The following is a 22322-nucleotide window of genomic DNA, read 5'->3' as shown; positions in this document are numbered from 1 at the left end:
GATATCGCGGTTGCTGAACGTAGCCGAAGTAAAGGCAGAGGGGATCTCAATCTCAATCAATCCTTTCAATCTGTCAATAACCCGATAACGCCCGCCAGATTAAAATTTCCCCCCGTCTCCATCTATGTTTGCAGTATTTTCAGTAATTTTGATGAGTGAAGGATCATGGGAGTATTTAAGACACGTAAAAATAAGAGATATAATTACACCCCTCGTTATTACAAAAATGACAAGGAAGGTAGTCCTTATCAAATGGAAAGGCGGTTTGATAAATTCCGTAAGGCCAGCGGGGATACTAAGGGGATCAAGCAAAAATTTTCCAACGCCATGGACGATTTAAGAGCCAACCCCGACCGCCGCGCCAACAGGACTATACTGGTCATTGTGATTATTTTACTTCTCCTGTTCCTTTTTATCATCGATTTTGACCTAAGTATATTCACCTTTAAAAGATAATGGCAGATATCATACAGCTTTTACCGGATCATGTTGCTAACCAGATTGCGGCAGGAGAGGTGGTACAAAGGCCGGCTTCTGTGGTGAAAGAATTGATCGAGAACGCCGTCGATGCGGGGGCGACCGAAATAAAGCTCATCGCCAAGGATTCCGGTAAAACATTGATACAGGTAGTAGACAATGGTGGAGGAATGAGCCCTACGGACGCCCGTCTCAGTTTTGAACGCCACGCCACTTCCAAAATACGCGCAGCCGAAGACCTTTTTCGACTGGGGACCAAAGGATTCCGCGGGGAAGCCCTGGCTTCTATTGCCGCCATCGCCCATGTGGAGATGAATACAAGGCAACAGGGAGAGGAAGTGGGGACCCGTATACGGATGGAAGGCGGAAAGATCGTGGACCAGGAAGTGACGGTAACCCCCGAAGGGACCTCTATTGCTGTTAAGAATCTGTTTTTTAATATTCCCGCAAGAAGAAATTTTTTAAAGTCTAACCAGGTGGAACTCCGTCATGTGATCGACGAGTTCCAACGCGTGGCACTGGCACACCCCGATATCCAGTTCGAGATGTACCACAACGGCAATGACCTCTTTTCGCTTCCGGCATCCAATTACAGGCAACGGGTGGTGAACATATTCGGAAGCAAGACCAACGAAAAACTGGTTCCGGTAGAGGAAAATACGGAGGTACTGAAGCTGTCCGGTTTTGTCTATAAGCCCCAGCATGCCAGGAAGAGCAGGGGAGAGCAATTCTTTTTCGTGAACAACCGCTTTATCAAAAGCCCTTACCTGCATCATGCCGTGCTGTCTGCTTTTGAAGGGCTGATCAAAGAACAGACCCATCCCGGGTATTTTTTATATCTGGATGTAGATCCTACTACGGTAGATATCAATATCCATCCCACTAAAACCGAGATCAAGTTCGACGATGAGCACACGCTCTATGCCATATTGAGATCGGCCATAAAGCACAGCCTGGGACAGTTCAATATAGCACCGGTCCTCGATTTCGACAAGGATGCCGGACTGGAAACCCCTTACGACTACAAAGACAAGCCCATCCATGTCCCGACCATTGAGGTGGATTCTGATTTCAATCCCTTCAGGGACGAAGAAGAGACGAAAATTTCCGGTTCCGAAAAGAAAGAAACAGCATACCGTGGAGGAAAAACCTCCTGGCAGGGAAGTAGCAGGCAGGAAAAACGGGCCGATTGGGAGAGTCTGTACGTAGGGCTGGGAGATAAACCGGATAGCCCCGATAACTTCAGTTCCGTGGAAATAGAGTCTGACGAAGTGGCCGGAACAGAAGGAAAACCGACGGAAAGATTGTTCGACGACAGGGAAAGCGGGGAGCCTTCTTTTAACACATACCAACTGCACAAGAAATATATCGTGACCACGATAAAGTCTGGCATGGTGATCATAGACCAGCACAGGGCGCACCAGAGGGTACTGTACGAACAGTTCCTGCGGCAGATGACCGTAAAGGAAAGCATAAGCCAGCAATTGCTGTTTCCTATTGTGCTGCACTATTCCCCTTCTGATACGGCCCTGCTGAAGGAGTTGCGGGAAACGCTGGAGTTTATCGGTTTTGCCATTGCAAAGCTGCAAGGCGAGGAAATAGAGATCACCGGTATCCCGGCAAGTATTTCGGAAAGCGAGGTAAGCATGATCCTGGAGCAGCTTATAGCCGATTTTAAAGACGAGATCCCGGACAGCAGTTTTTCACAAAGCGACAGGCTCGCCAAATCGCTCAGCAAAACACTCGCGGTGCGTACCGGGGAGCCGCTCAATGTAGCTTCGCAGGAAGTCCTGGTAAATAACCTGTTTGCCTGTAAGGAACCCACGAGATCACCCTTTAACCGGCCCACTTATATTACCATAACCGTAGAAGACCTTGAAAAAAAATTTTTATAGATGTATAGAATAACCGAGGCTGTTAAGCACCTGCTTATTGTTAATGTGTTGTTTTTTGTGGCAACACAGTTGTTTCACGATCAAATGCTGGAATTGTTTTCGTTGTGGTTCCCCAAGAATGAGCATTTCAGGCTGTGGCAGATCGTCTCGCACATGTTCATGCATGGCGGGTTTATGCATATTTTCTTTAATATGTATGCCCTGTGGGCTTTCGGATCGCCCCTGGAACAGATGTGGGGAAGGAATAAATTTTTATTTTTCTATTTTTCCGCAGGTCTCGGAGCGGCACTGATCCATACCGGGGTAGGGTATTATCAGTTCAATGAAGGGCTTAAGGCGTTGATGCATGCAGGTATAAAGGAAGAAGATATATTTGCCCTGCTCAGGGAAGGGAAATACAATAATTATTGGTATGAGATTGCTCCCAAAAGCACTATTGATAATTTTTTAAGTTCGTATATTCAGCCTGCTGTGGGGGCCTCCGGGGCAATATACGGTATACTGGTAGCGTTTGCTATGATGTTCCCTAATGCGGAATTGTTTCTTATTTTTGTTCCTATCCCCATCAAGGCGAAGTATTTTATCCCGGTGTTGATTGGACTGGACCTTTTTTCCGGGCTTACGGGATATTCTCTTTTCGGTGGAGGAATAGCGCATTTTGCCCATGTGGGAGGGGCGTTGTTCGGATTTATCATGATGTGGTACTGGAAGAAAAACCAGTTTAGGAATGACCGGTGGAATTAGATGGCGGGGTGATGGGGAGACATGGTGATTCCTTACTCATCAACCAGCACACCAAATAAACTTACAACCGGCAACCAGCAACCAAATCAGAAACTGTAAACCAGAAACAGGCAATGGGTATAAGCAACGATATAAAATACAAATACACCACGCTCAACGTAGGCGAAAAGCTGATCGTGATCAATGTATTGGTGTATATTCTCAATATATTGCTGATATTCCTGTTTCAGTTATCGCCCGATTTTTTTATGCGATGGTTCGAATTGCCGAAAAGCCTGGATCATTTTATTGTACAGCCGTGGTCTATTGTTACTTATGCTTTTTTTCACGGTAGCTTTTCGCATATTTTCTGGAATATGATACTGCTCTATTTTTCGGGCAGGATATTCCTGAACCTGTTTGGCGGAAGACGGTTCCTTAATGTTTATTTCCTGGGCGCTATTGCGGGAGGGTTTATTTTTATGCTGAGCTATAATCTTTTCCCGGCATTCCTCGGGATCAACACCTCTCTTATAGGGGCTTCCGCAGCAGTTATGGCCATCCTGATCTTTATCTGCACGTATATGCCCAACCAGGAAGTGCGGTTGTTCTTTCTCTTCAATATAAAACTGTGGTATATCGGCGTATTTGTGGTGCTTATAGACCTGGTGCAGATCCCCATAAACAATGCAGGAGGCCACCTGGCTCACCTGGGCGGTGCGCTGCTGGGATATGTATATGCCAGAAAACTGTATGAAGGCAAGGACATAGGCTCCGGTTTTGAAAAGATGGTATCGGCTGTGGTAAACCTGTTTAAAAGAAAACCCCAGGCTCCCCTGAAAACAGTGCACAGAAACAGAAAAGCAACAACTTCTGTAAAGAGACCTAATACGGATAAAAGCGACCACCAGCAGAAGATCGATGATATACTGGACAAGATCAGTAAAAGCGGCTACGAAAGCCTTACCAAGGAAGAAAAGGATTTCCTGTTCCAGGCGGGGAAGGAGTAGTCGGGGAGTTTAGGAGTATGGGAGTCCTGGAGTTAGGGAGTTACACCCCTCTGCCTGCGGCATCTCCTCTCAAGGGGAGAAAAAGAGATCTTTTTAAGTTTAAAAACTCATCAACTCCAAAACTAAAAAATATCTAACCACAGGTAATTCAGAACGGTGAAAAAACTGAGTTTTATAAATAAGATTGTTTTTGTTATCAATACCTTTTTTGCGGTATTGCTGCTGCTGTCTTATATACTGCCCTATGTTTTTCCCAGAAAATTCCCCCTGATCTCGGTGCTGAGCCTTACCGTGCCCGTATTTATCATTGTAAATGCCGTATTTATACTCTATTGGTTGCTGCAGCTTAAACGGCAGTTCCTGTTGTCTTTCCTTATCCTTTTGGTGGGGTATAAGTATGTCGGAGCCATGTACAGGTTGTCCGGCAGATCGGAAAGCGATGAAGAAGGGATATTGAAACTCATGACCTATAATGTACGGATATTCAATGCCTATGACTGGTTAAAGGATGAAGATGTGCCCGGAAAGATCATTTCGCTTGTAGAGAAAGAATCGCCGGATGTGCTCTGTGTTCAGGAATTTTATCACGAACAGGAAGATGCCTTTAATAAAAACTATCCCTACCAGTTTATAAAATATACCACGAAAAACAACAGGACCGGACAAGCCATTTTTTCCAGGTACCCTATAGTGGCAAGGGGTTCGCTGGAGTTCCCGAAGACGGGGAACAACGCCCTTTATGCAGATATTGTCAAAGGAAAAGATACGGTGCGGATATACAATCTTCACCTGGAATCCCTGCACATTGTCCCTTCTAAAGAACACATTATAGTAGAAGATCCGGAGGTGCTGTATAAGCGAATGGGCAAGGCTTTCGCTTTACAGCACGACCAGGTGGAAATATTTGACGCCCACCGCAAAGCGTGCAAATACAAAATTATCGTGACCGGGGATTTTAATAATACAGCCTATTCTTATGTGTATAAACGGATAAGGGGGGAAATGAAAGATACATTTATCGAAGAGGGAAGCGGTTTTGGCAGGTCCTACGATTTTGACTATTTTCCGCTCCGTATCGATTTTATCCTGACGGACCCGGATATAGAAATACTGGCACATAAGAACTATGAAGACAGGTTGTCCGACCACTATCCCGTTATGGCCACATTAAAACTGCCTGGATCGGGAGAGGAGGAGTAACAATGTAATTAAACTGTATGATGAAACCGTCTGTTACCATAGAATATTGTCCGAAATGCCGCTGGTTATTGCGGGCGGCCTATATGGCCCAGGAATTCCTGTCCACCTTCGAGGACGAATTGGAAAGTGTAAGCCTTAAACCGGGGGAAATCGCAGGGGTTTACCGTATTTATGTCGATGGCCAGCTTTTGTTTGACAGGAAAAAATACGGCGGCTTTCCGGAGATCAAGCAACTGAAACAATGGCTTCGCGACCAAATAAACCCCGACCGGGGATTAGGGCATATTGATAATACATAATGTTGGGGCGTAATGCATTGCCCCCCCACGGGGTATTGTATTGCCGTCCTATGGGATATTTCTCCTTTTTCATCACCAGTTAAATGACATCAGCAGGCAGTCCGCCGTGTCTGCCAGAATGTGCAGTAACAAGGCCAGGCCTATGATCCTGGTGGGCTTATAGGTAAACAGGAGAACATACAGCACTATGGGGATATATCCGTGCAGCAGGTGAAAGCCTATGCTGCAGCGATTGACATCGAAGATCGTGTCGGCCAGAAGGTGGTCGATGTCTATGAGTATTCCCGATAACAGTATAAGACTTACCTTTATAAATTGGGGGCGATAAAACCAATAGGCTATAAGTACCGGAAATATAAAGTGCAGCCCGTAATGGACGATAAACCGTAACATTTATTTCTTCTTTTTTCTTTTACGTATATAGCTGTAAACAAACCATCCGGCCAGCACAATGGCAAAATGCGGAAAGTAGGAAACCCGTTTTCCTGTGCCGTGAACGGTGCTTAAGACCCGGTCCCAGCGTATTCTTTTGCTTTCTTTGTCCCAACTCATCCAGATAAGGACGGGTTTGCCCACAACATGGTTGTACGGAACGTAGCCCCAATACCTGCTGTCTATCGAATTGTCGCGGTTATCGCCCATCATCCAGTAATAATCCTGTTTAAAAGTGTAGGAATCGGCCTGTTTTCCGTTGATCAGTATCTGCCCTTCCTTTGTTTCCAGGGTATTGTTTTCATATTCCCTTATGATCCTTTTGTAGAGCGGCAGGGTTTGCGGGGTAAGGGGCACCGTTTTTCCTTTTTCCGGGATGTAAATGGGACCGAAATTATCCCCGCTCCAGGTGTTGTTCCGGGTGTTTGGAAAAATGCGAGGGTTGGGACTGCCTGCCGGTTCTATGATCCGCTCTACGCTTACTACATTGGGAGTTTTTGCCAGGCGGGCGGCATTTTCTTCGGTAAGTGCGGTAAAATGGTAAGAACCGTCCTGCATTCTGCCAAAAGGATCGGTAACATCAAACCTCTGGTACATATACGGACGGTTGAGTTCACTGCCGTTGGTCTTTACGATATAGGAATACTGTATTTCCGCCCGGTCCGGCAGCTGGGGCCTTTTACCATTGATATAAACATAACCATCCCTGATCTCCAGGGAATCTCCGGGAATACCTACACATCGTTTTACCAGGTTGGTCTTTTTGTCTACGGGTTTATAGTAATTCCTGTCGGGGTGAAAATCATTCATGTCCCGCAAGGTGTCCGCAGGCTGTCCGAAAACAACGATCTCGTTGCGTTTTATCTTCTGAAGTCCCGGTAAGCGAAAATAGGGTAGCTGGAATTTGTTTAACCACGAAGTATGTTTTTTCGATATATTATCATTGAATACATACGATTTGATTCCCAGTCCGGGAAGGCTGTCGTGTACCATGGGAGCGGCAATTGTGGTCATGGGTGCCCTGGCTCCGTAATGGAACTTGCTCACAAAGAGAAAATCGCCTACCAGCAGTGATTTTTCCAGAGAAGAGGAGGGAATGATATAAGGTTGCATAAAATAGGTGTGCACCAGCGTTGCGGCTATGATAGCAAAAAGAAGGGAGTTGACCCATCCTCCGGAAGCGGTCTTGGGATGAAGACTTCTGTTTTCGATGTATTTGACGTCCAGGGCATAATTGATATAATAGATATAGAACCCCAGGGTCAACACCGTTAACCAGGTATCTGATGTGGAATTTTTACCGAAACTCCGGGCAGTCTCTACCCAGATCACCAGGAGCATCATAAGGTTTACGATAGGGATGAACAACAGGACCGCCCACCACCAGGGCCTGTTGATAATCTTCATCAGGACCAGGGCATTATAGACGGGGACGAGGGCCTCCCATGCTTTTCTTCCGGCTTTTTGGTACAGTTTCCAGGTCCCGGCAAAATGGATCAGTTGTAATATGAGAAAAAAGAGAAACCAGCCTGTTAGAGTCATACTTTTCGGAATGCTAGGTTCGTTTTATGTTTTAACCGTGTTAAAATACATAAAAGTGTTACGCTTTCCGGCAAGTTAACGGATGTTTAACAAAATGCGAGTTTCTGTTTGTTTATGACAAAAAGCTCTCCCCGATGCGGGCAGCCCCTTTTGTTTTTCAGGATGTCATAGGGGAAACTCCTGTCTTTCGAGATAGCCTAGGGTGTTGGGTCCTTCGTTAAAGAGCAGGTCCAGGATGCTCAGGTTTGCGATAAAACCGTGTTTGTCGCCAAAGACCTGGGTGTAGGGTTCAAGGGCGAAATACGGTTCTTCTTTGGCGTTGACCATAAACCTGCAGTCTGCAAATTCCGATACTTCTTTTTCGTAAGCCCGGGTTTTTCCGAACTCCGGGTTTATTTGTAAAATATCGAATATAAATTGTATGGTATCCAGGTTGAGATCCATCAAAAAATTGTGTTTTTTCTCGTAGAGCGGGCCCAGGTCGTCTTCGTAAAATTCAAAGAAAGGGGAAGTCCTGTAAGCTGTTTGCAGGGTTTTCCAGTGTTGTTTACGCCAGTGAAAGTTGTGTTCTATCCTGATGTCCTTATATTTCTGATGCCCCTCTGTTTTTGTATGTTTTACAGGGATTGTAAGCAATTGTTTGCCTCCCGGCCCGTAGACATACATGCGGTTGCGATAGGTCTGTTTCTGGAAATTGTCTTCCGCTTCCATAATGACCGGGTGGCTGACCATAGCCACAAAATGCATTACGGATGGGAAATAGGTGGGATGTATGAGTATTTTTTGTTCCATGAAACTAAGCGATGCCAGGATTTTCATCATACTGCTCCCGGTCTTTTTAAAATATAGAGGGTTAGTACCCCTGATGGATATTTCGGTAGTTAATTTTAGTTATTTTTTCTTTTTCTTCCGTATAAAACTAAAAATGATCCATGCAGCGATAACAATAAGGAAGTATTTCAGATAGGAAACGGGCTTTCCCGGACCTCCGACCGTGGTGAAGATACGGTCCCACCGGGGTTTTCCGCTGTTGCTGTCCCAGCTCATCCATATAAACACGGGTTTGCCGACGATATGGTCGTGCGGAACGTAGCCCCAGTACCTACTGTCTTCCGAATTGTGGCGGTTGTCGCCCATCATCCAGTAGTAATTTTGCTTAAAGGTGTAAGAGTTGGCCTGTTTACCGTTGATAAGGATCTGGTTTCCTTTTACTTCAAGTGTATTGTTTTCGTATTCTTTTATGATCTGCTTGTAAAAGGGGAGGGTTTCGGGAGTCAGACTTACTGTTTTTCCTTCTTCCGGGATGTATATCGGCCCGAAATTGTCCCTGCTCCAGGTGTTGTCCCTGATATTCGGAAAAATGTCGGGATGGGGCCGCCCTCCGGGGTTTATGATCCGTGTTACGCTTGTTACATTAGGGGTTTTGGCCAGGCGGGAAGCACTTTCTTCGGTGAGTGAAGTAAAACGGTAAGAACCGTCCTGTGCTCTGCCGAAGGGGTCGGTGACACCAAATCTTTGGTACATATATGCAGGGGTGAGTTCACCGCCGTTGGTTTTTACAATATAGGAATACTGTGTTTTTGCCCGGTCGGGTAACTGTGTCCTTTTGCCGTTGATATAAACATAACCATCCCTGATCTCCAGGGAATCCCCGGGGGTGCCGACACATCTTTTAACGTAGTTGGATTTTTTGTCTATGGGTTTTCTTATGCCCCGGCTTTTGTAGTCGCCAAAATAGCGCACGGTATCCGTAGGCCAGTTAAAGACCACAATGTCATTCCGTTTTATCTTTTGGAGGGCAGGGAACCGGAAATAGGGTAGCTGGGGCTTGTTCAGATAGGATTTGACCTTAAGCCCGGGGATGGTGTCGTGTACCATGGGGGCAGCTATTGCCGTCATTGGGGGCCTGGCACCGTAGTGGAACTTGCTTACAAAGAGGAAGTCGCCCACCAGCAGTGATTTTTCCAGTGATGAAGTGGGAATGACATAAGGCTGCATAATGTATGTATGTACCAGTGTTGCGGCCACGATGGCAAAAAGGATGGAGCTCACCCATTCTCCTGTGACTGTTTTGGGCTTAAGGCTCCTGTCCGCTATATATGTAACATCGAGGGCATAATTGATGTAATAGATGTACAGGCCGAGAGTGAGTACGGTAAGCCAGGTGTCTGTTGCTGAATTTTTACCGAAACTCCGGGCCGTTTCTACCCAGACCACCGGGAACATAATGAGGTTTACTATGGGGATAAACAACAGGATGATCCACCACCAGGGCCTGTTGATGATCTTCATCAGTATCACAGCGTTATAAACGGGGACCAAGGCTTCCCATGCTTTTCTTCCGGCTTTTTGGTACAGTTTCCAGGTCCCGGCAAAATGAACCAGTTGCAGGACGAGGAAAAATATAAACCATTCTGTTAGTGTCATAGTAATTGTATTGTATGTTCTGTATCGTTTGCTTTAATGCCTTTGCTACGCTCTGTGAACCTCTGTGCAACCTTTGTGGTTATATGTTGGTTGTTTTTATGGGTATAACGCCATATGCTAACCAAGGTTTAACACGTCTTTCATACTGAAAACCCCGGTCTTCCCAACGATCCATTCTGCCGCGATAACCGCTCCGAGGGCAAATCCTTCCCGGCTGTGTGCGGTATGGGTGATCTCGATATCGTCTACATTTCCGGAATAGCGTATGCTGTGGGTACCGGGCACGTTCTCTATACGTTTTGCCGTTATGGGGATCTCGTTTTCCCCGGCATTGTCCAGTTTCCATCCTGTCCTGGAGCTATTTTTTATAATGCCTTCGGCCAGGGTAATAGCCGTTCCGCTGGGAGCATCCAGTTTTTGGGTATGATGGATCTCTTCGAGGCTTATGTCATATTCCCCGAGGTTGGCCATCATTTTAGCCAGGTATTCGTTCAACTGGAAAAATATATTTACACCCAGGCTAAAATTAGAGGCATAAATAAGGGCGCCCTTGCGCCTGTTGCAAAGCTCCACGGCTTCGTCGTAACGGTCCAGCCATCCGGTGGTACCGGAAATTACGGGGATGTCGTTTTCCAGGCAGGTGGTTATATTCTTAAAAGCGGCAGAAGGAATGCTGAAATCTATGGCCACGTCAGTATCTTTGAGGTCTTCTACACTAAATTCACTATCGATCCGCGCGGTGATCGTATGATTCCGGGAAAGGGCTATCTGTTCTATCATTTTTCCCATTTTGCCGTATCCCAGTAAAGCTATGTTCATTTGTTGTTTATTTTTGTTTCAGGTTTCAGGTTTCAGGTTTCAGGTTTCAGGTTTCAGGTTTCAGGTTTCAGGTTTCAGGTTTCAGGTTTCAGGTTTTGGTCCCTGAGCCAAGCCGAAGGGCAGGTTTCAGGCCCCTATGCCTTTGGCATTCCCATTGTCATCGGGACAAGTTATCCCTCCGGGGAGAAATTTAATTTATCTTTTAATTTTTTCTTCCGAATTTTTTTACTTTTATCTCACATCTCACATCTCACATCTCTAAAGATAGGTCAAAAATCAAAACTCAGCGACAGGCCTACCGTAGTCTTTGCATTGAAGTCGTTCGGGATGATCATGGGACGGAGGGTGAGGTCTTCGCCTATATTATGTTGTTTGAGGTGTGCGTCTACATTGGCGTCTATGATGTTCAGGGCATAAAGGCCTATGGTGATGAGCAGGGAGAGGTCTTTGTAACGCTGGTAATATTCCTGGGCCCTGCGGAGAGCATCCATACTCACATCGGGACTTCCATCTTCATTGGGGGTTCCGTCAATATTATAAAACTCATCATCATTAAAACCGGCAAGTCTTCGCTTATAGGCATTTCTGTACCTGTGGTATTGATCTTTGTTGGTGACATAGAAATAAAGTCCTGTTCCTATGGCCCCATAAACCAGTGGGACTTTCCAGTATCTCTTGTTGTATATCTGTCCCAGTCCGGGCAGTATGGCCGAATAAAAAGCAGCCTTACTGGGAGACAGGGGGTCTATGGTATGTTTTTCGGGAATGATGGAATCTATGACCACGCGGTTTTCCACATTTGCGGAATCGCTGGCGGCATCCTGTTCTTCTTTTTCCTGAGCAAAAACGCTACCGCATCCCAGCGAAAAGAGACAGGCGAAAAGAACCGGGAGTAGTCGGACTACCATTACTTAAAGAGTTTGGTCAGGCGAATAAAATCTTCCCTGGAATGAAAGGGGATAATGAGCTTCCCTTTACCGTTCCTGGATACCTTAACGTCTACTTTAGTGGAAAAGTATTCGGTGATGTTCTCCATTTTATCATCGATATAGGAAGGTAATTTGTTTTTGGAAGTGTCTGAAGTGGTCTTTTTGTCTTTTTCCTGGAGATTTTTCACGAGTTTTTCCGTTTCCCTCACGGAGAGGCCACTGGAAATGATCTTTTCGTAAATGGCGAGTTGTATTTCCTTGTCGTCCAGGTTGATCAGGGCCCTTCCGTGCCCCATACTCACGAAGCCGTCGCGCATTCCGGTCTGGATGATGGGGTCCAGTTTCAGGAGCCGGAGGTAGTTGGCTATGGTAGAACGCTTTTTACCTACCCGGTCACTAAGCTGCTCCTGGGTGAGCTGTATTTCATCGATAAGCCGCTGGTAGGAAAGTGCGATCTCTATGGGGTCGAGGTCCTGCCGCTGAATATTTTCAACCAGTGCCATTTCCAGGGATTCCTGGTCATTGGCTATACGGATATAGGCGGGGACAGTTTTTAATCCTACGAGCCTGGAAGCCCGGAACCGGCGCTCTCCGGAAACGAGCTGATATTTGTTAAATTCTATTTTTCGTACGGTGATGGGCTGGATGACCCCCAGTTCCTTAATGGAAGTGGCCAGTTCCTGCAACGTATCCTCGTTGAAATTGGTACGTGGCTGAAACGGATTGACCTCGATGGATTCTATATCCAGTTCAACAATATTCCCTACTACTTTATCGGCATTTTTGTCCGAAGCCGTTTTGATGTCGTTCTCCGGGTCTTTCAACAATGCCGATAATCCTCGTCCTAATGCTTGTTTTTTTGTTGCTTTTGCCATTAAACCGTTTGCTTGTTCTTTTTGATGATTTCGTGCGCCAAATTTAAGTAATTTGTAGCTCCTTTGCTGCTTGCATCGTAATTAATGATACTTTCCCCGTAACTTGGGGCCTCGCTGAGGCGTACATTCCGCTGGATAATGGTTTCGAATACCATGTCGTTGAAGTGTTTCTGTACTTCTTCCACTACCTGGTTGGAAAGGCGCAGCCTGGAATCGTACATGGTGAGTAACAATCCCTCTATATCCAGGTTATGGTTGTGGATTTTTTGTACACTTTTAATGGTATTCAGCAGTTTCCCAAGGCCTTCCAGGGCAAAATATTCGCACTGGATCGGAATGATCACAGAGTCTGCTGCAGTCAATGCGTTGAGGGTGAGGAGTCCGAGCGAAGGTGCGCAGTCTATCAATATATAATCGTATTCGTCCCGGAGATCGCTAAGGGCCTCCTTAAGCATATATTCTCTTTTGTCTTTGTCCACGAGTTCGATCTCTATGGCAACCAGGTCTATATGTGCAGGGATAAGATCCACATTGGGAGAATCAGTGCCGATAATGGCATCCCTGGCCTTCATGGTATGCTCCAGGATCTGGTAGGCGCCTACTTCTATTTCCTCTACATCCAGTCCCAGTCCGGAAGTGGCATTGGCTTGCGGGTCGGCATCGATGAGGAGAACTTTCTTCTCCAGAACACCGAGAGAGGCAGCCAGGTTTACGGAGGTAGTCGTCTTACCTACACCGCCTTTTTGATTCGCAATTGCTATAATTTTACCCATGAATTTTAATTGGATTTAGACAGGTAAAAATACAACTATTTCCGGGTTTTGAAAATGAAATTTGTTAACAGTGCCACGAGCCTGCGGGTGCGCGGGTTGCGAGTATTCGGGTTTCTTGGTTTTGGAGTCCTGGAATCCTGGAATTAAAAGGATTATATATATCAAATCGCTATCGCGAATCCCTGTGTTGTCGCAAGCCCGGGACCCGCGATTTTGTCAGTTCACTTCGCTATGGCGAGTCTCAGGACTCGTGACCTTATCAGCGTCACTTTCCTTTTTTACTGCGTATCATTTCTTCCAGCATATCCCACATCTGCTCCGGTATTTGTTCCAGGAGGTTAAACTGCCCGGCACCTTTCAACCACTCACCGCCGTCTATGGTAATGACCTCACCATTGAGATAAGCAGAAAAATCAGAAACGAGATAAGCGGCGAGATTGGCCAGTTCCTGGTGCTCGCCTACGCGTTTCAGCGGTACTTTTTTGGCCAGGTCGAACTTTTCTTTCAGGTCGCCCGGCAACAGCCTGTCCCATGCGCCCTTGGTAGGGAAGGGGCCGGGGGCAATGGCATTAAAGCGGATGCCGTATTTGGCCCATTCTACTGCAAGGCTTCGGGTCATGGCCAATACGCCGGCTTTTGCCGTGGCACTGGGTACCACATAGGCAGATCCTGTCCAGGCATAGGTGGTGACGATATTTAAAACGGTAGTATTTTGCTGTTTTTTCTCAATCCAGTGTTTTCCAAAGGCCAGGGTACAGTTTTTACTTCCTTTGAGAACAATATCAATGATGGTATCAAAAGCGTTGGCCGATAGCCTTTCGGTAGGGGATATGAAGTTCCCGGCGGCATTGTTAAGGAGTACATCTACTTGGCCAAAGGCATCAATCACTTGTCCGAGCATGGCTTCTACCTGGTCGTAATGACGGACATCGCATTGTACGGGGAAACAGGTTCCTCCAGTTTCATCCTCGAGTTCTTTGGCCGTGTCTTCCAGTTTTTCGAGATTACGGGAAGTAATGGCCACTTTGGCGCCGAGTTCGAGGAAGTAGCGGGTCATGGCCTTGCCCAGGCCGCTACCGCCTCCGGTCACTACAATGTTTTTGTCTTTAAGAGCGTCGTCACGGAGCATTTTGTCGGTATACATAGGATGCTTGTTTTGGTAAAGATATAAAATATTATGCAGGCATAATAAGTGTCCTGTTAAAAGATTATCCTTATTGTTCCGGATGTATTGAACCTGTTATTTGAAGATACCGTTCTGTGTTTTATTCGCTAATTTCCAGCAAAACCTCGAGTATCTGTATCGCTGCATCACTGATTTTGGTACCCGGGCCAAAAACGGCAACAGCTCCGGCGTCAAAAAGAAATTCGTAATCCTGTGAAGGGATAACACCTCCTACAATGACGAGGATATCTTCCCTGCCGTATTCCTTCAGGGCCTCGATAACCCGGGGAACGAGGGTTTTGTGCCCGGCGGCCAGGGATGAAACGCCAAGGATGTGCACATCGTTTTCCACAGCCTGTTTGGCGGCTTCTTCCGGGGTTTGGAACAAGGGGCCTATATCTACATCAAAGCCTACGTCGGCATAACCTGTGGCTACTACTTTGGCCCCGCGGTCATGGCCGTCCTGTCCCATTTTAGCAATCATGATCCTGGGCCTGCGGCCTTCCAGCTCGGCGAATTTGTCGGCCAGTTGCCTGGCTTTTTCAAAACTTTTGTCGTTTTTGATCTCTTTGGAATACACGCCGGTAAATGATTGGATTTTTGCTTTATGCCTTCCGAAAACCGCACCGAGGGCATCGCTTATTTCACCCAGTGTGGCCCTGTGCCGTGCAGCTTCGACGGATAAAGCTAATAAATTTCCTTCACCCGTACGGGCACATTCGGACAGTTTTTGGAGCGCCTCTTCCACTTTTTGGGCATCCCTTCGGGATTTGATCTCCTCCAGGCGCCTGATCTGTTGTTTTCTTACGCTTTGGTTATCGACTTCCAGGATCTGCAGGGGATCTTCTTTTTCGAGTTTATACTTGTTGACACCAACGATGATGTCCTGTCCGCTATCGATACGGGCCTGTTTCCGGGCTGCCGCTTCTTCGATACGCATTTTTGGGATACCGGCTTCTATGGCTTTGGTCATACCGCCGAGCTCCTCCACTTCCTGTATGAGCTTCCAGGCTTTTTGTACGATCTCATGGGTGAGGTATTCTACGTAATAGCTTCCAGCCCAGGGATCGACGGTTTTGGTTATTTTGGTTTCTTCCTGTAAGAACAGTTGGGTGTTACGCGCTATCCTTGCAGAGAAATCGGTGGGAAGGGCAATGGCTTCGTCCAGGGCATTGGTGTGTAAAGACTGTGTACCTCCGAAGGCTGCTGCTGCGGCTTCTATACAGGTACGGGCCACGTTGTTGAACGGGTCTTGTTCCGTAAGGCTCCATCCGCTGGTCTGGCAATGGGTACGCAATGACAGGGATTTTTCGTTCTTAGGGCCAAATTGTTTGACCAGTTTTGCCCAGAGCATACGCCCGGCCCGCATTTTGGCGATCTCCATAAAGTGGTTCATTCCGATGGCCCAGAAAAAGGAGAGGCGGGGGGCAAATTTATCAAGGTCCATTCCCGCCTTGAGTCCTGTTTTGATGTATTCCAGTCCGTCAGCCAGGGTATAGGCCAGCTCAATATCGGCTGTGGCCCCGGCTTCCTGCATATGATAGCCCGAAATACTGATGCTGTTGAACTTGGGCATGTTTTTGCTGGTGTATGCAAAAATATCGGCAATGATCTTCATGGAAGGGGTAGGCGGGTAGATATAAGTGTTCCTTACCATAAATTCCTTGAGGATATCGTTTTGTATGGTACCCGACAGTTGTTCGGGAGAAACGCCCTGTTCTTTGGCAGCTACGATATAAAAAGCCATAACGGGAAGTACAGCCCCGTTCATGGTCATGGAGACCGACATTTTATCGAGGGGTATCTGGTCGAAGAGTATTTTCATGTCTTCCACAGAGTCGATGGCCACTCCGGCCTTGCCTACGTCGCCGACAACGCGTTCGTGGTCGCTGTCATAGCCCCGGTGTGTGGCAAGGTCAAAGGCTACGGAAAGTCCCTTTTGGCCTGCAGCCAGATTACGGCGGTAGAAAGCGTTGCTTTCCTCTGCCGTGGAAAAGCCTGCGTACTGGCGGATGGTCCAGGGGCGGGTTGCGTACATGGTGCTGTACGGTCCCCGAAGATAGGGGGGGATGCCCGCGGCAAAATTCAGGTGTTCGGCTTTTTCCGTGTCTTTCCTGGAAAAAACGGGTTTGATCTCTATACCTTCGGCAGTCCGGAATTTCCCCGGGTTTTTATCTGCAATCCCGGTTTTTATATTTTGAAGGGCTATATGCTGAATATTTTTTCTGGCCATATATCTAATGGGATTCCTGTTTTAGTCGGTCTTGTTCTATCTGTTCGGACAACCTTCTTTCGATGATAGGCTCTATAAGGGTTTTCCTGGTGTGGGTCTTGACAAAAGGATACAGTTCAAGGTTCTCTTTCATCCGGTCTTCGGGGTTGGGGTATTTGTTGGTGCCTATCAGAACTTCCTGTCCTTTGTCGAATTCCTGTTGTTCGGCACGGGCGCTTTCTTTTATTTTTTTCTGGATGGTGTGGTCTTTCAATTGTTTCAGGAAACCTCCGCCGGCTTCTATTTGCCTGAAGATGTCGAGGGCCTTTTCGGCCAGGCGGGTGGTGATGTCCTCTATGTAGTATGCTCCGTCTGCCGGGTTGGCGGCTTTGTCAAAATAACTTTCGTGCTTCAGGATGAGCAACTGGTTACGGGCTATGCGTTCTGCAAATTCGTTGTCTTTGTGGTATATGGCATCATACGGAAGGTTGCAAACGGCATCGGCGCCGCCCAGTATGGCGCTCATGCTTTCGGTGGTGGTGCGCAGCATATTTACATTATAGTCATAAAGGGTTTTGTTACGGCGCGAGGGTTGAACCAGGATATGGCATTCGGGGAGTGCATCGTATTCGCTGGCCAGGGTGCTCCACAGCAGGCGCAGGGCCCGGAGTTTGGCGATTTCAAAGAAGTAATTGGATCCGACTGCGGTTTTGAACACGATCTTTTGCTGCTTCAACGTTGACAGCTTTTCCTGTTCCGTAAAATTCAGGTACTCGTTGGCATGGGCCAGGGCATAGGCCAGTTGCTGTACCATAGTGGCCCCGGCATTCTGGTAGAGGGAAAGGTCCACAGAAATTACAGTGCTGAATTCCCCGGAAAGGGTGCATATTTCGCGCAATAGGTTGTGGTCTTTTTCCAGGTTGTAAAACCAGTTGCCACTGCGGGCGAGATGGCCGATAATATCTGTATGGATATGAACCTGCCTGTTTTTCAGGGAAGGAATGGAATGGTTGAGTTTTTTAACGAAACCGGGCGACAGAAAATGTGTGTCGAAATAGAAAGGCGTGGAAGAGAGGTCAATTCCTTCGAGTAGGGGGGAGAGGCCGGTTTCTTCTGAAGGGATGGTCAGCCATATGCTTTCTGCTCCGCAGTTCAGAACGTCTTTGACCTTTTGATTGGTCTTTTCTTCACGGGCGGCAAAGATGGCCTGGGTTATTTTCCAATGCGCCGGCCCGGGGCTGAGGGATGGAGAAGCAACAATTTCATCTGTATGATAAAAGGGTTTTACGTCGATACCTTCGGGGGTGTTCCATATCAGGGCGTTATAATCACCGCCCTTAAGGTCGAACTGGATCTTTTGTTTCCACATTTTCGCAGAAACTTCAGGGAATTCGTCAAATAGTCGTTTGCTCATACCTTTTGGGTTTCAGGTTTAATGTTCAACCCTTCGACACTTCGGCCATGCTCAGTGCAGGCAAGCTCAGGGTGACAGGTTCAAAGTTCAAAGTTTTTTGGTTCCCTTTAAGATAGTTCAATCAATTTTCATCAATCTACAGTTCTGGAATTCTTATTATCTCCCGGACACCCCGTCACCCCGGTCTCCCCATCATTTTCCGCTATTCCTTTTCCTCCTTCTTTTTACTTTGATCTATACTGTCCTGGTGTTCTATGATGTATATTTCTTCATTGTCTTTCTTGAAGTAATATTCTTCCCGGGCAAATTTTTCTACGTTATTGTCATTTTCCAGGTTCCGGATCATTTCCTTGTCTTTTTCAATTTCTTTCCGCAAATACTCTTTCTGTTTTTGCAGTTTGTCGATCTCCTTTTCGAGTTCCACATGAGTCATCAGCGAATTGGTATCGAAAAAGATCATCCATACCGCAAATACCGTAAGCACTATAACGTATATATTGCTAAAGAAGGAAAACCATTTGTTCTGCCTTATTTTTTTTATGAAGCCCATTTTGCCGTATGAATAAATAATTTTTTTCCTGCTTACCAAATTTTTGCCCGTTTTCAAGGCATACTTATAATATCCCGTGATCCTGGGTGGGACATTGCTGTTGTATTATGGGGTAGTAAGGTGCTCTCCGGCTTTTTTCAGGCCAGTTTTTCGTTGATAATTGTTCTCACTATATCAACTGCCACGGTGTTATATTTATTGTTCGGTATAATAATATCCGCATATTCTTTTGTGGGTTCTATAAATTGCTGATGCATGGGTTTCAGGGTTGTCTGGTATCGTGTCAGCACCTCGTCCAGGTCCCGGCCCCTTTCATTGATGTCTCTCTTAAGCCTTCGGATAAGGCGTTCATCGGAATCGGCATGTACAAATATCTTGATGTCGAACATATCCCTGATCTCCGCATGGGTTAAGATAAGAATGCCTTCCACGATCATCACTTTCCTGGGGTTGGTGAGGATGGTATCGCTGGTACGGTTGTGCTTTACAAACGAATATACCGGCTGGTGTACGGGCTTTCCTTCCCGGAGTGTTTTGAGGTGACTGACCAGGAGGTCGAAATCGATGGCCCTGGGGTGATCGAAATTTATTTTGGTACGATCGTCATAAGAAAGGTGAGAGGTGTCCTTGTAGTAAGAGTCCTGGGAAATAACCCCTACTTCATTTTCCGGCAATTGGTCAATGATCTGGTTTACAACGGTGGTTTTGCCGCAACCCGTTCCCCCGGCGATTCCTATTATAAGCATTAACAGTGTGGATTTTTGGCAAATTTAACGAAACCAAGTCAAAAACGTTAACGACCTCACAAAAATTCCCTTCTTTCGGCTTTAGTTTATCCTGAGTACTTCGACACTTTGACACTTTGACAAGCTCAGTGCAGGCAAGCTCAGTACGGGGAAACTCAGTATAGTATTTACCGAAGGGGTCAGGGACCGGCTGCAAATGTTCTTTACAGGGAACACCTGGTTGCTGTTTTTTTGATCTTATGCTCTAAATATATGTAAAGAATAAATCACCTCAATATGCAACAGGGACATCAAGATATGAAAAACAGGCCGGAACTTAGGGGATTTTTCTTTTATTTTGTGATATGAAAAAGATCATTTTACCATTAATGGTTGTTCTTTTTACAGCCTGTAAAGAGAAAAACGAAAAAAGGGAAGTCTCCTTCCCCGAGGAGAAAACCGTAGAGACCCCAAAGGATACGCTCACAAAAGCCCTGGAGGAAGAACCCGCCCTGCTCTCCCTGGATGATGTAGCGGACACTACTTTTGTAAGGCTCCGCGATTACAACAGGGATTTTGTATACGATATGAAATATGCCACGGATGACAATTTTTTAAAGACCAAGGTTTATGACTGTGCGGAATGTTATGTACGAGCCAAAACTGCAAAGGCTCTGATCGCAGCAAATGAGGAACTGATGGGGCAGGGCTACCGGATCAAGTTCTTTGATTGTTACCGGCCGCACGATGTACAAAAGAAAATGTGGAAAATAGTTCCCAACCCGCAATATGTGGCTGACCCGGCAAAGGGGTCCATTCACAACAAGGGAGGTGCAGTAGATATTACCCTTGTGGATACGGATGGCAATGAGCTGGAGATGGGCACCGGGTTTGACTTTTTCGGAAAGGAAGCCCATCACGATTATACCGGGCATCCGGATGAGGTGTTAAAAAACAGGAAACTGTTAAAGGAAACCATGGAAAAACACGGTTTCTGGTCCATTCGCACCGAGTGGTGGCATTACAACCTTACCAGTGCTTCCAATGGAAAGGTGGCTAATTTCCGGTGGGATTGTGAGTGATCTTTAGCTGTATAAAAAAGGGAATATCTAAAAAGTAGTCTTAGCGTCACCCTGAACTGTCACCCTGAGCCCTTCAGCAAGCTCAGGATAAACTAAAGTCGAAGGGTTGTTTCAGGGTCCCATACCGATCGTCCGATCAATGCGATGGGATGCTGAAACAAGTTCAGCATGACGGAGTATAAGACTTTTTAGATATTTCCTTTTATATTCCTTTATTTTTTACAATACCTATTTTACAAACACATCGGGATAAGCTCCCGGATTCACTCCGGGGATGGTGGAATTATAGGTTTCGTTTATAGCTTCTATAAAGGCATTGGCTACCAGGGCATATCCTTTGGCTGTGGGATGGACCCCATCGAGGGAGAATGCACCCCCGGTGGCATAGGCAGAGGTGAGGACACCTCCGTCATAGGGAATGCCGGTTTCGGCAGCTTGCGCCATCATGGCCCGTGCATCTACAAAGGCCAGTTCATATTGCCCTGCAAGGGCTTTTATTGTTGCATTGTACTGAGTCTGGGCATTGCTTACCAGTAGTTGTTCTTCGGGGGTAAGGACCCATTGATCTTCCAGGGGTACGGAAACCCCATGAATGATGGAGGGATCATCCGGGTCTTGCCCTATATGTGTCTGTGCTGTTAATACAATCAGGTCTTCGGGTGTGGTTTGCCTTATTTTTGGCATTTCTCCACCCTGAGGATTGGGTAGCGCCGTTAAGTATTCATCAGTAATAACTACCGGATTTTGCCCTTCCTGGAAGTTTATCTGCCGTCTTTGGGCTTCTTCCTGGGTGATCAATCCCAAAGCTGCATACTGAAGCATGGCATTGTTGTAATCCTGGTATTGGGAATTTACGTAAGCCGCAGTTCCGGCATCCATAGGTACCGGGGCATAGGGTACTGTAGTAAAGTAAGGAATGGACGTAACATCCGGGATATTGGCCACAGCTCCTTTGGCCCCACTGCCGGCAAGGGCTGTTAACAACTGATCGTATACGGCTGCAAAGACATTGGGGTCGGTAATGTCATTGCTCCTGTAATTGGCAAGATTGGTATCGCCGGTCCGGTCAACACCAACCCCTCCTGAAGTGGCATAGCTCAGAATGTCATTGTTCCCTATCCAGAGGGTAAAGAACGTAGGCGTTTGGGCAGCAGCATCGGCTATGACCGAAGTGCCTGCTGAAGAAGCAAAACGAACAAAGTACGGATTGGCCGTACTTCCTACTCCGGAAATATCGCCGTATCCTTCAGCTACAAGGTGGTAGATCTTTGCTCCCGGTACGCCCATATTGTTAAACGGGCCTTGGAGCGTGTTGGCTATATCGGTAGTCGGTTGTTCGTCCAGGTTAACGAAAGTTGTATCCGTGGCATTAAGGACCATCCGGGTGTCGGCAATCTGAGTACCACCTGCAAGCAGGCCACCGATGTTATCGTTCATAAGAGGCTGGATGAAATCCCTCCCACCGACATGGGCAAACTGTTGTGCCATGATATTGGGGTAGGAATTCTCCTGTCCCTGTATGTAAAGGGCATTATCGGCAAAACCGGCGGTCAGGGAGTTTCCTACGGCAACATAATTGGAAAAATCGGCATCACCTGCGGAATAGAACCCGGATTCGTCAACGGGTTTGTCAAATTCCGGCTGGCAAGCCGCCAGGCCCAGGGCCAAAAGTGCTAAAAGTCTTATATTTTTTTTCATGATACGCTATATTTTGTGATGGTTAGACTCAGGATTTCAGGGTATAAGACATAGGATGGCCGATGTAGCTTCTGT

Annotated in this window: 21 protein-coding genes; 7 read left to right on the top strand and 14 right to left on the bottom strand. The window is 46.6% G+C overall.

The features are described 5' to 3' along the window. The first annotated feature begins 165 nt into the window (after window positions 1–165). From KN811_RS06895 to KN811_RS06870, 6 genes are all read left to right on the top strand, one after another. Complete coding sequence (locus KN811_RS06895; protein ID WP_187965201.1) at window positions 166–456, top strand: riboflavin synthase subunit beta; 291 nt, start codon at window positions 166–168, stop codon at window positions 454–456. Beyond that, window positions 456–2372: a DNA mismatch repair endonuclease MutL gene (mutL, locus tag KN811_RS06890; protein WP_187965202.1), complete on the top strand. Its 1917-nt coding sequence runs from the start codon at window positions 456–458 to the stop codon at window positions 2370–2372. Before KN811_RS06895 ends, mutL begins: the two co-directional genes overlap by 1 nt. Beyond that, window positions 2373–3116, top strand: coding sequence for a rhomboid family intramembrane serine protease (locus KN811_RS06885; protein ID WP_187965203.1), 744 nt, complete (start codon window positions 2373–2375; stop codon window positions 3114–3116). A gap of 113 nt (window positions 3117–3229) precedes the next feature. After that, window positions 3230–4105 carry a rhomboid family intramembrane serine protease gene (locus tag KN811_RS06880; protein WP_187965204.1) on the top strand — a complete coding sequence of 292 codons (876 nt, stop codon included), beginning with the start codon at window positions 3230–3232 and terminating at the stop codon, window positions 4103–4105. Window positions 4106–4261: 156 nt separating this feature from the next. After that, window positions 4262–5305, top strand: a complete 1044-nt coding sequence (locus tag KN811_RS06875; protein ID WP_187965205.1) for an endonuclease/exonuclease/phosphatase family protein — start codon at window positions 4262–4264, stop codon at window positions 5303–5305. 17 nt (window positions 5306–5322) lie between these two features. Then, window positions 5323–5604 carry an Rdx family protein gene (locus tag KN811_RS06870; protein ID WP_216334741.1) on the top strand — a complete coding sequence of 94 codons (282 nt, stop codon included), beginning with the start codon at window positions 5323–5325 and terminating at the stop codon, window positions 5602–5604. A gap of 72 nt (window positions 5605–5676) precedes the next feature. On the opposite strand, the gene KN811_RS06865 is transcribed toward KN811_RS06870, so the two are convergent. The 13 genes from KN811_RS06865 to udk all read right to left on the bottom strand — a co-directional run bounded on the left by KN811_RS06865 (window position 5677) and on the right by udk (window position 19488). Further along, window positions 5677–5997, bottom strand: coding sequence for a DUF6122 family protein (locus KN811_RS06865; RefSeq protein ID WP_187965206.1), 321 nt, complete (start codon window positions 5995–5997; stop codon window positions 5677–5679). Next, window positions 5998–7578, bottom strand: a complete 1581-nt coding sequence (lepB, locus tag KN811_RS06860; protein WP_187965207.1) for a signal peptidase I — start codon at window positions 7576–7578, stop codon at window positions 5998–6000. A 165-nt stretch (window positions 7579–7743) separates the two neighbouring features. Next, window positions 7744–8400 (bottom strand): WbqC family protein, encoded by a 657-nt coding sequence (locus tag KN811_RS06855; RefSeq protein WP_247716423.1) that lies wholly within the window; start codon window positions 8398–8400, stop codon window positions 7744–7746. A 69-nt stretch (window positions 8401–8469) separates the two neighbouring features. Beyond that, window positions 8470–10005, bottom strand: a complete 1536-nt coding sequence (gene lepB, locus KN811_RS06850; RefSeq protein WP_187965208.1) for a signal peptidase I — start codon at window positions 10003–10005, stop codon at window positions 8470–8472. A 117-nt stretch (window positions 10006–10122) separates the two neighbouring features. Continuing rightward, window positions 10123–10824, bottom strand: a complete 702-nt coding sequence (gene dapB, locus KN811_RS06845) for a 4-hydroxy-tetrahydrodipicolinate reductase (RefSeq protein ID WP_187965209.1) — start codon at window positions 10822–10824, stop codon at window positions 10123–10125. Between the two features lie 269 nt (window positions 10825–11093). Continuing rightward, window positions 11094–11732, bottom strand: a complete 639-nt coding sequence (locus KN811_RS06840; protein ID WP_187965210.1) for a DUF5683 domain-containing protein — start codon at window positions 11730–11732, stop codon at window positions 11094–11096. Further along, complete coding sequence (locus KN811_RS06835; protein WP_216334739.1) at window positions 11732–12628, bottom strand: ParB/RepB/Spo0J family partition protein; 897 nt, start codon at window positions 12626–12628, stop codon at window positions 11732–11734. The genes KN811_RS06840 and KN811_RS06835 overlap by 1 nt, the downstream gene beginning before the upstream one ends. Further along, a complete protein-coding gene (locus KN811_RS06830; protein ID WP_187967076.1) occupies window positions 12628–13401 on the bottom strand; it encodes a ParA family protein in 774 nt (257 codons plus the stop codon). Before KN811_RS06830 ends, KN811_RS06835 begins: the two co-directional genes overlap by 1 nt. A 265-nt stretch (window positions 13402–13666) precedes the next feature. Then, complete coding sequence (locus tag KN811_RS06825; protein WP_187967077.1) at window positions 13667–14545, bottom strand: SDR family oxidoreductase; 879 nt, start codon at window positions 14543–14545, stop codon at window positions 13667–13669. Window positions 14546–14666: 121 nt separating this feature from the next. Further along, window positions 14667–16799, bottom strand: coding sequence for a methylmalonyl-CoA mutase (scpA, locus tag KN811_RS06820; RefSeq protein WP_187967078.1), 2133 nt, complete (start codon window positions 16797–16799; stop codon window positions 14667–14669). Between the two features lie 4 nt (window positions 16800–16803). Then, a complete protein-coding gene (locus KN811_RS06815; protein ID WP_187967079.1) occupies window positions 16804–18192 on the bottom strand; it encodes a methylmalonyl-CoA mutase subunit beta in 1389 nt (462 codons plus the stop codon). 202 nt (window positions 18193–18394) lie between these two features. Continuing rightward, window positions 18395–18742: an FtsB family cell division protein gene (locus tag KN811_RS06810; protein WP_187967080.1), complete on the bottom strand. Its 348-nt coding sequence runs from the start codon at window positions 18740–18742 to the stop codon at window positions 18395–18397. Window positions 18743–18879: 137 nt separating this feature from the next. Then, entirely contained in the window at window positions 18880–19488 is a 609-nt protein-coding gene (gene udk, locus KN811_RS06805) for a uridine kinase (RefSeq protein WP_187967081.1), read from the bottom strand. Window positions 19489–19832: 344 nt separating this feature from the next. Here udk and KN811_RS06800 point away from each other — a divergent pair, with 344 nt between their 5' ends. Continuing rightward, window positions 19833–20549, top strand: coding sequence for a M15 family metallopeptidase (locus KN811_RS06800; RefSeq protein ID WP_187967082.1), 717 nt, complete (start codon window positions 19833–19835; stop codon window positions 20547–20549). Window positions 20550–20777: 228 nt separating this feature from the next. Here KN811_RS06800 and KN811_RS06795 read toward each other — a convergent pair whose 3' ends face one another. Beyond that, the gene (locus KN811_RS06795; RefSeq protein WP_187967083.1) at window positions 20778–22247 is read right to left on the bottom strand and encodes an SGNH/GDSL hydrolase family protein; all 1470 of its coding nucleotides are present in this window, start codon (window positions 22245–22247) and stop codon (window positions 20778–20780) included. Window positions 22248–22322: the final 75 nt, after the last annotated feature.

This window comes from Sinomicrobium weinanense (genome assembly GCF_018863395.1).
Classification (GTDB): Bacteria; Bacteroidota; Bacteroidia; order Flavobacteriales; family Flavobacteriaceae; genus Sinomicrobium; species Sinomicrobium weinanense.
This window is presented reverse-complemented; position numbering and strand designations above follow the sequence as displayed.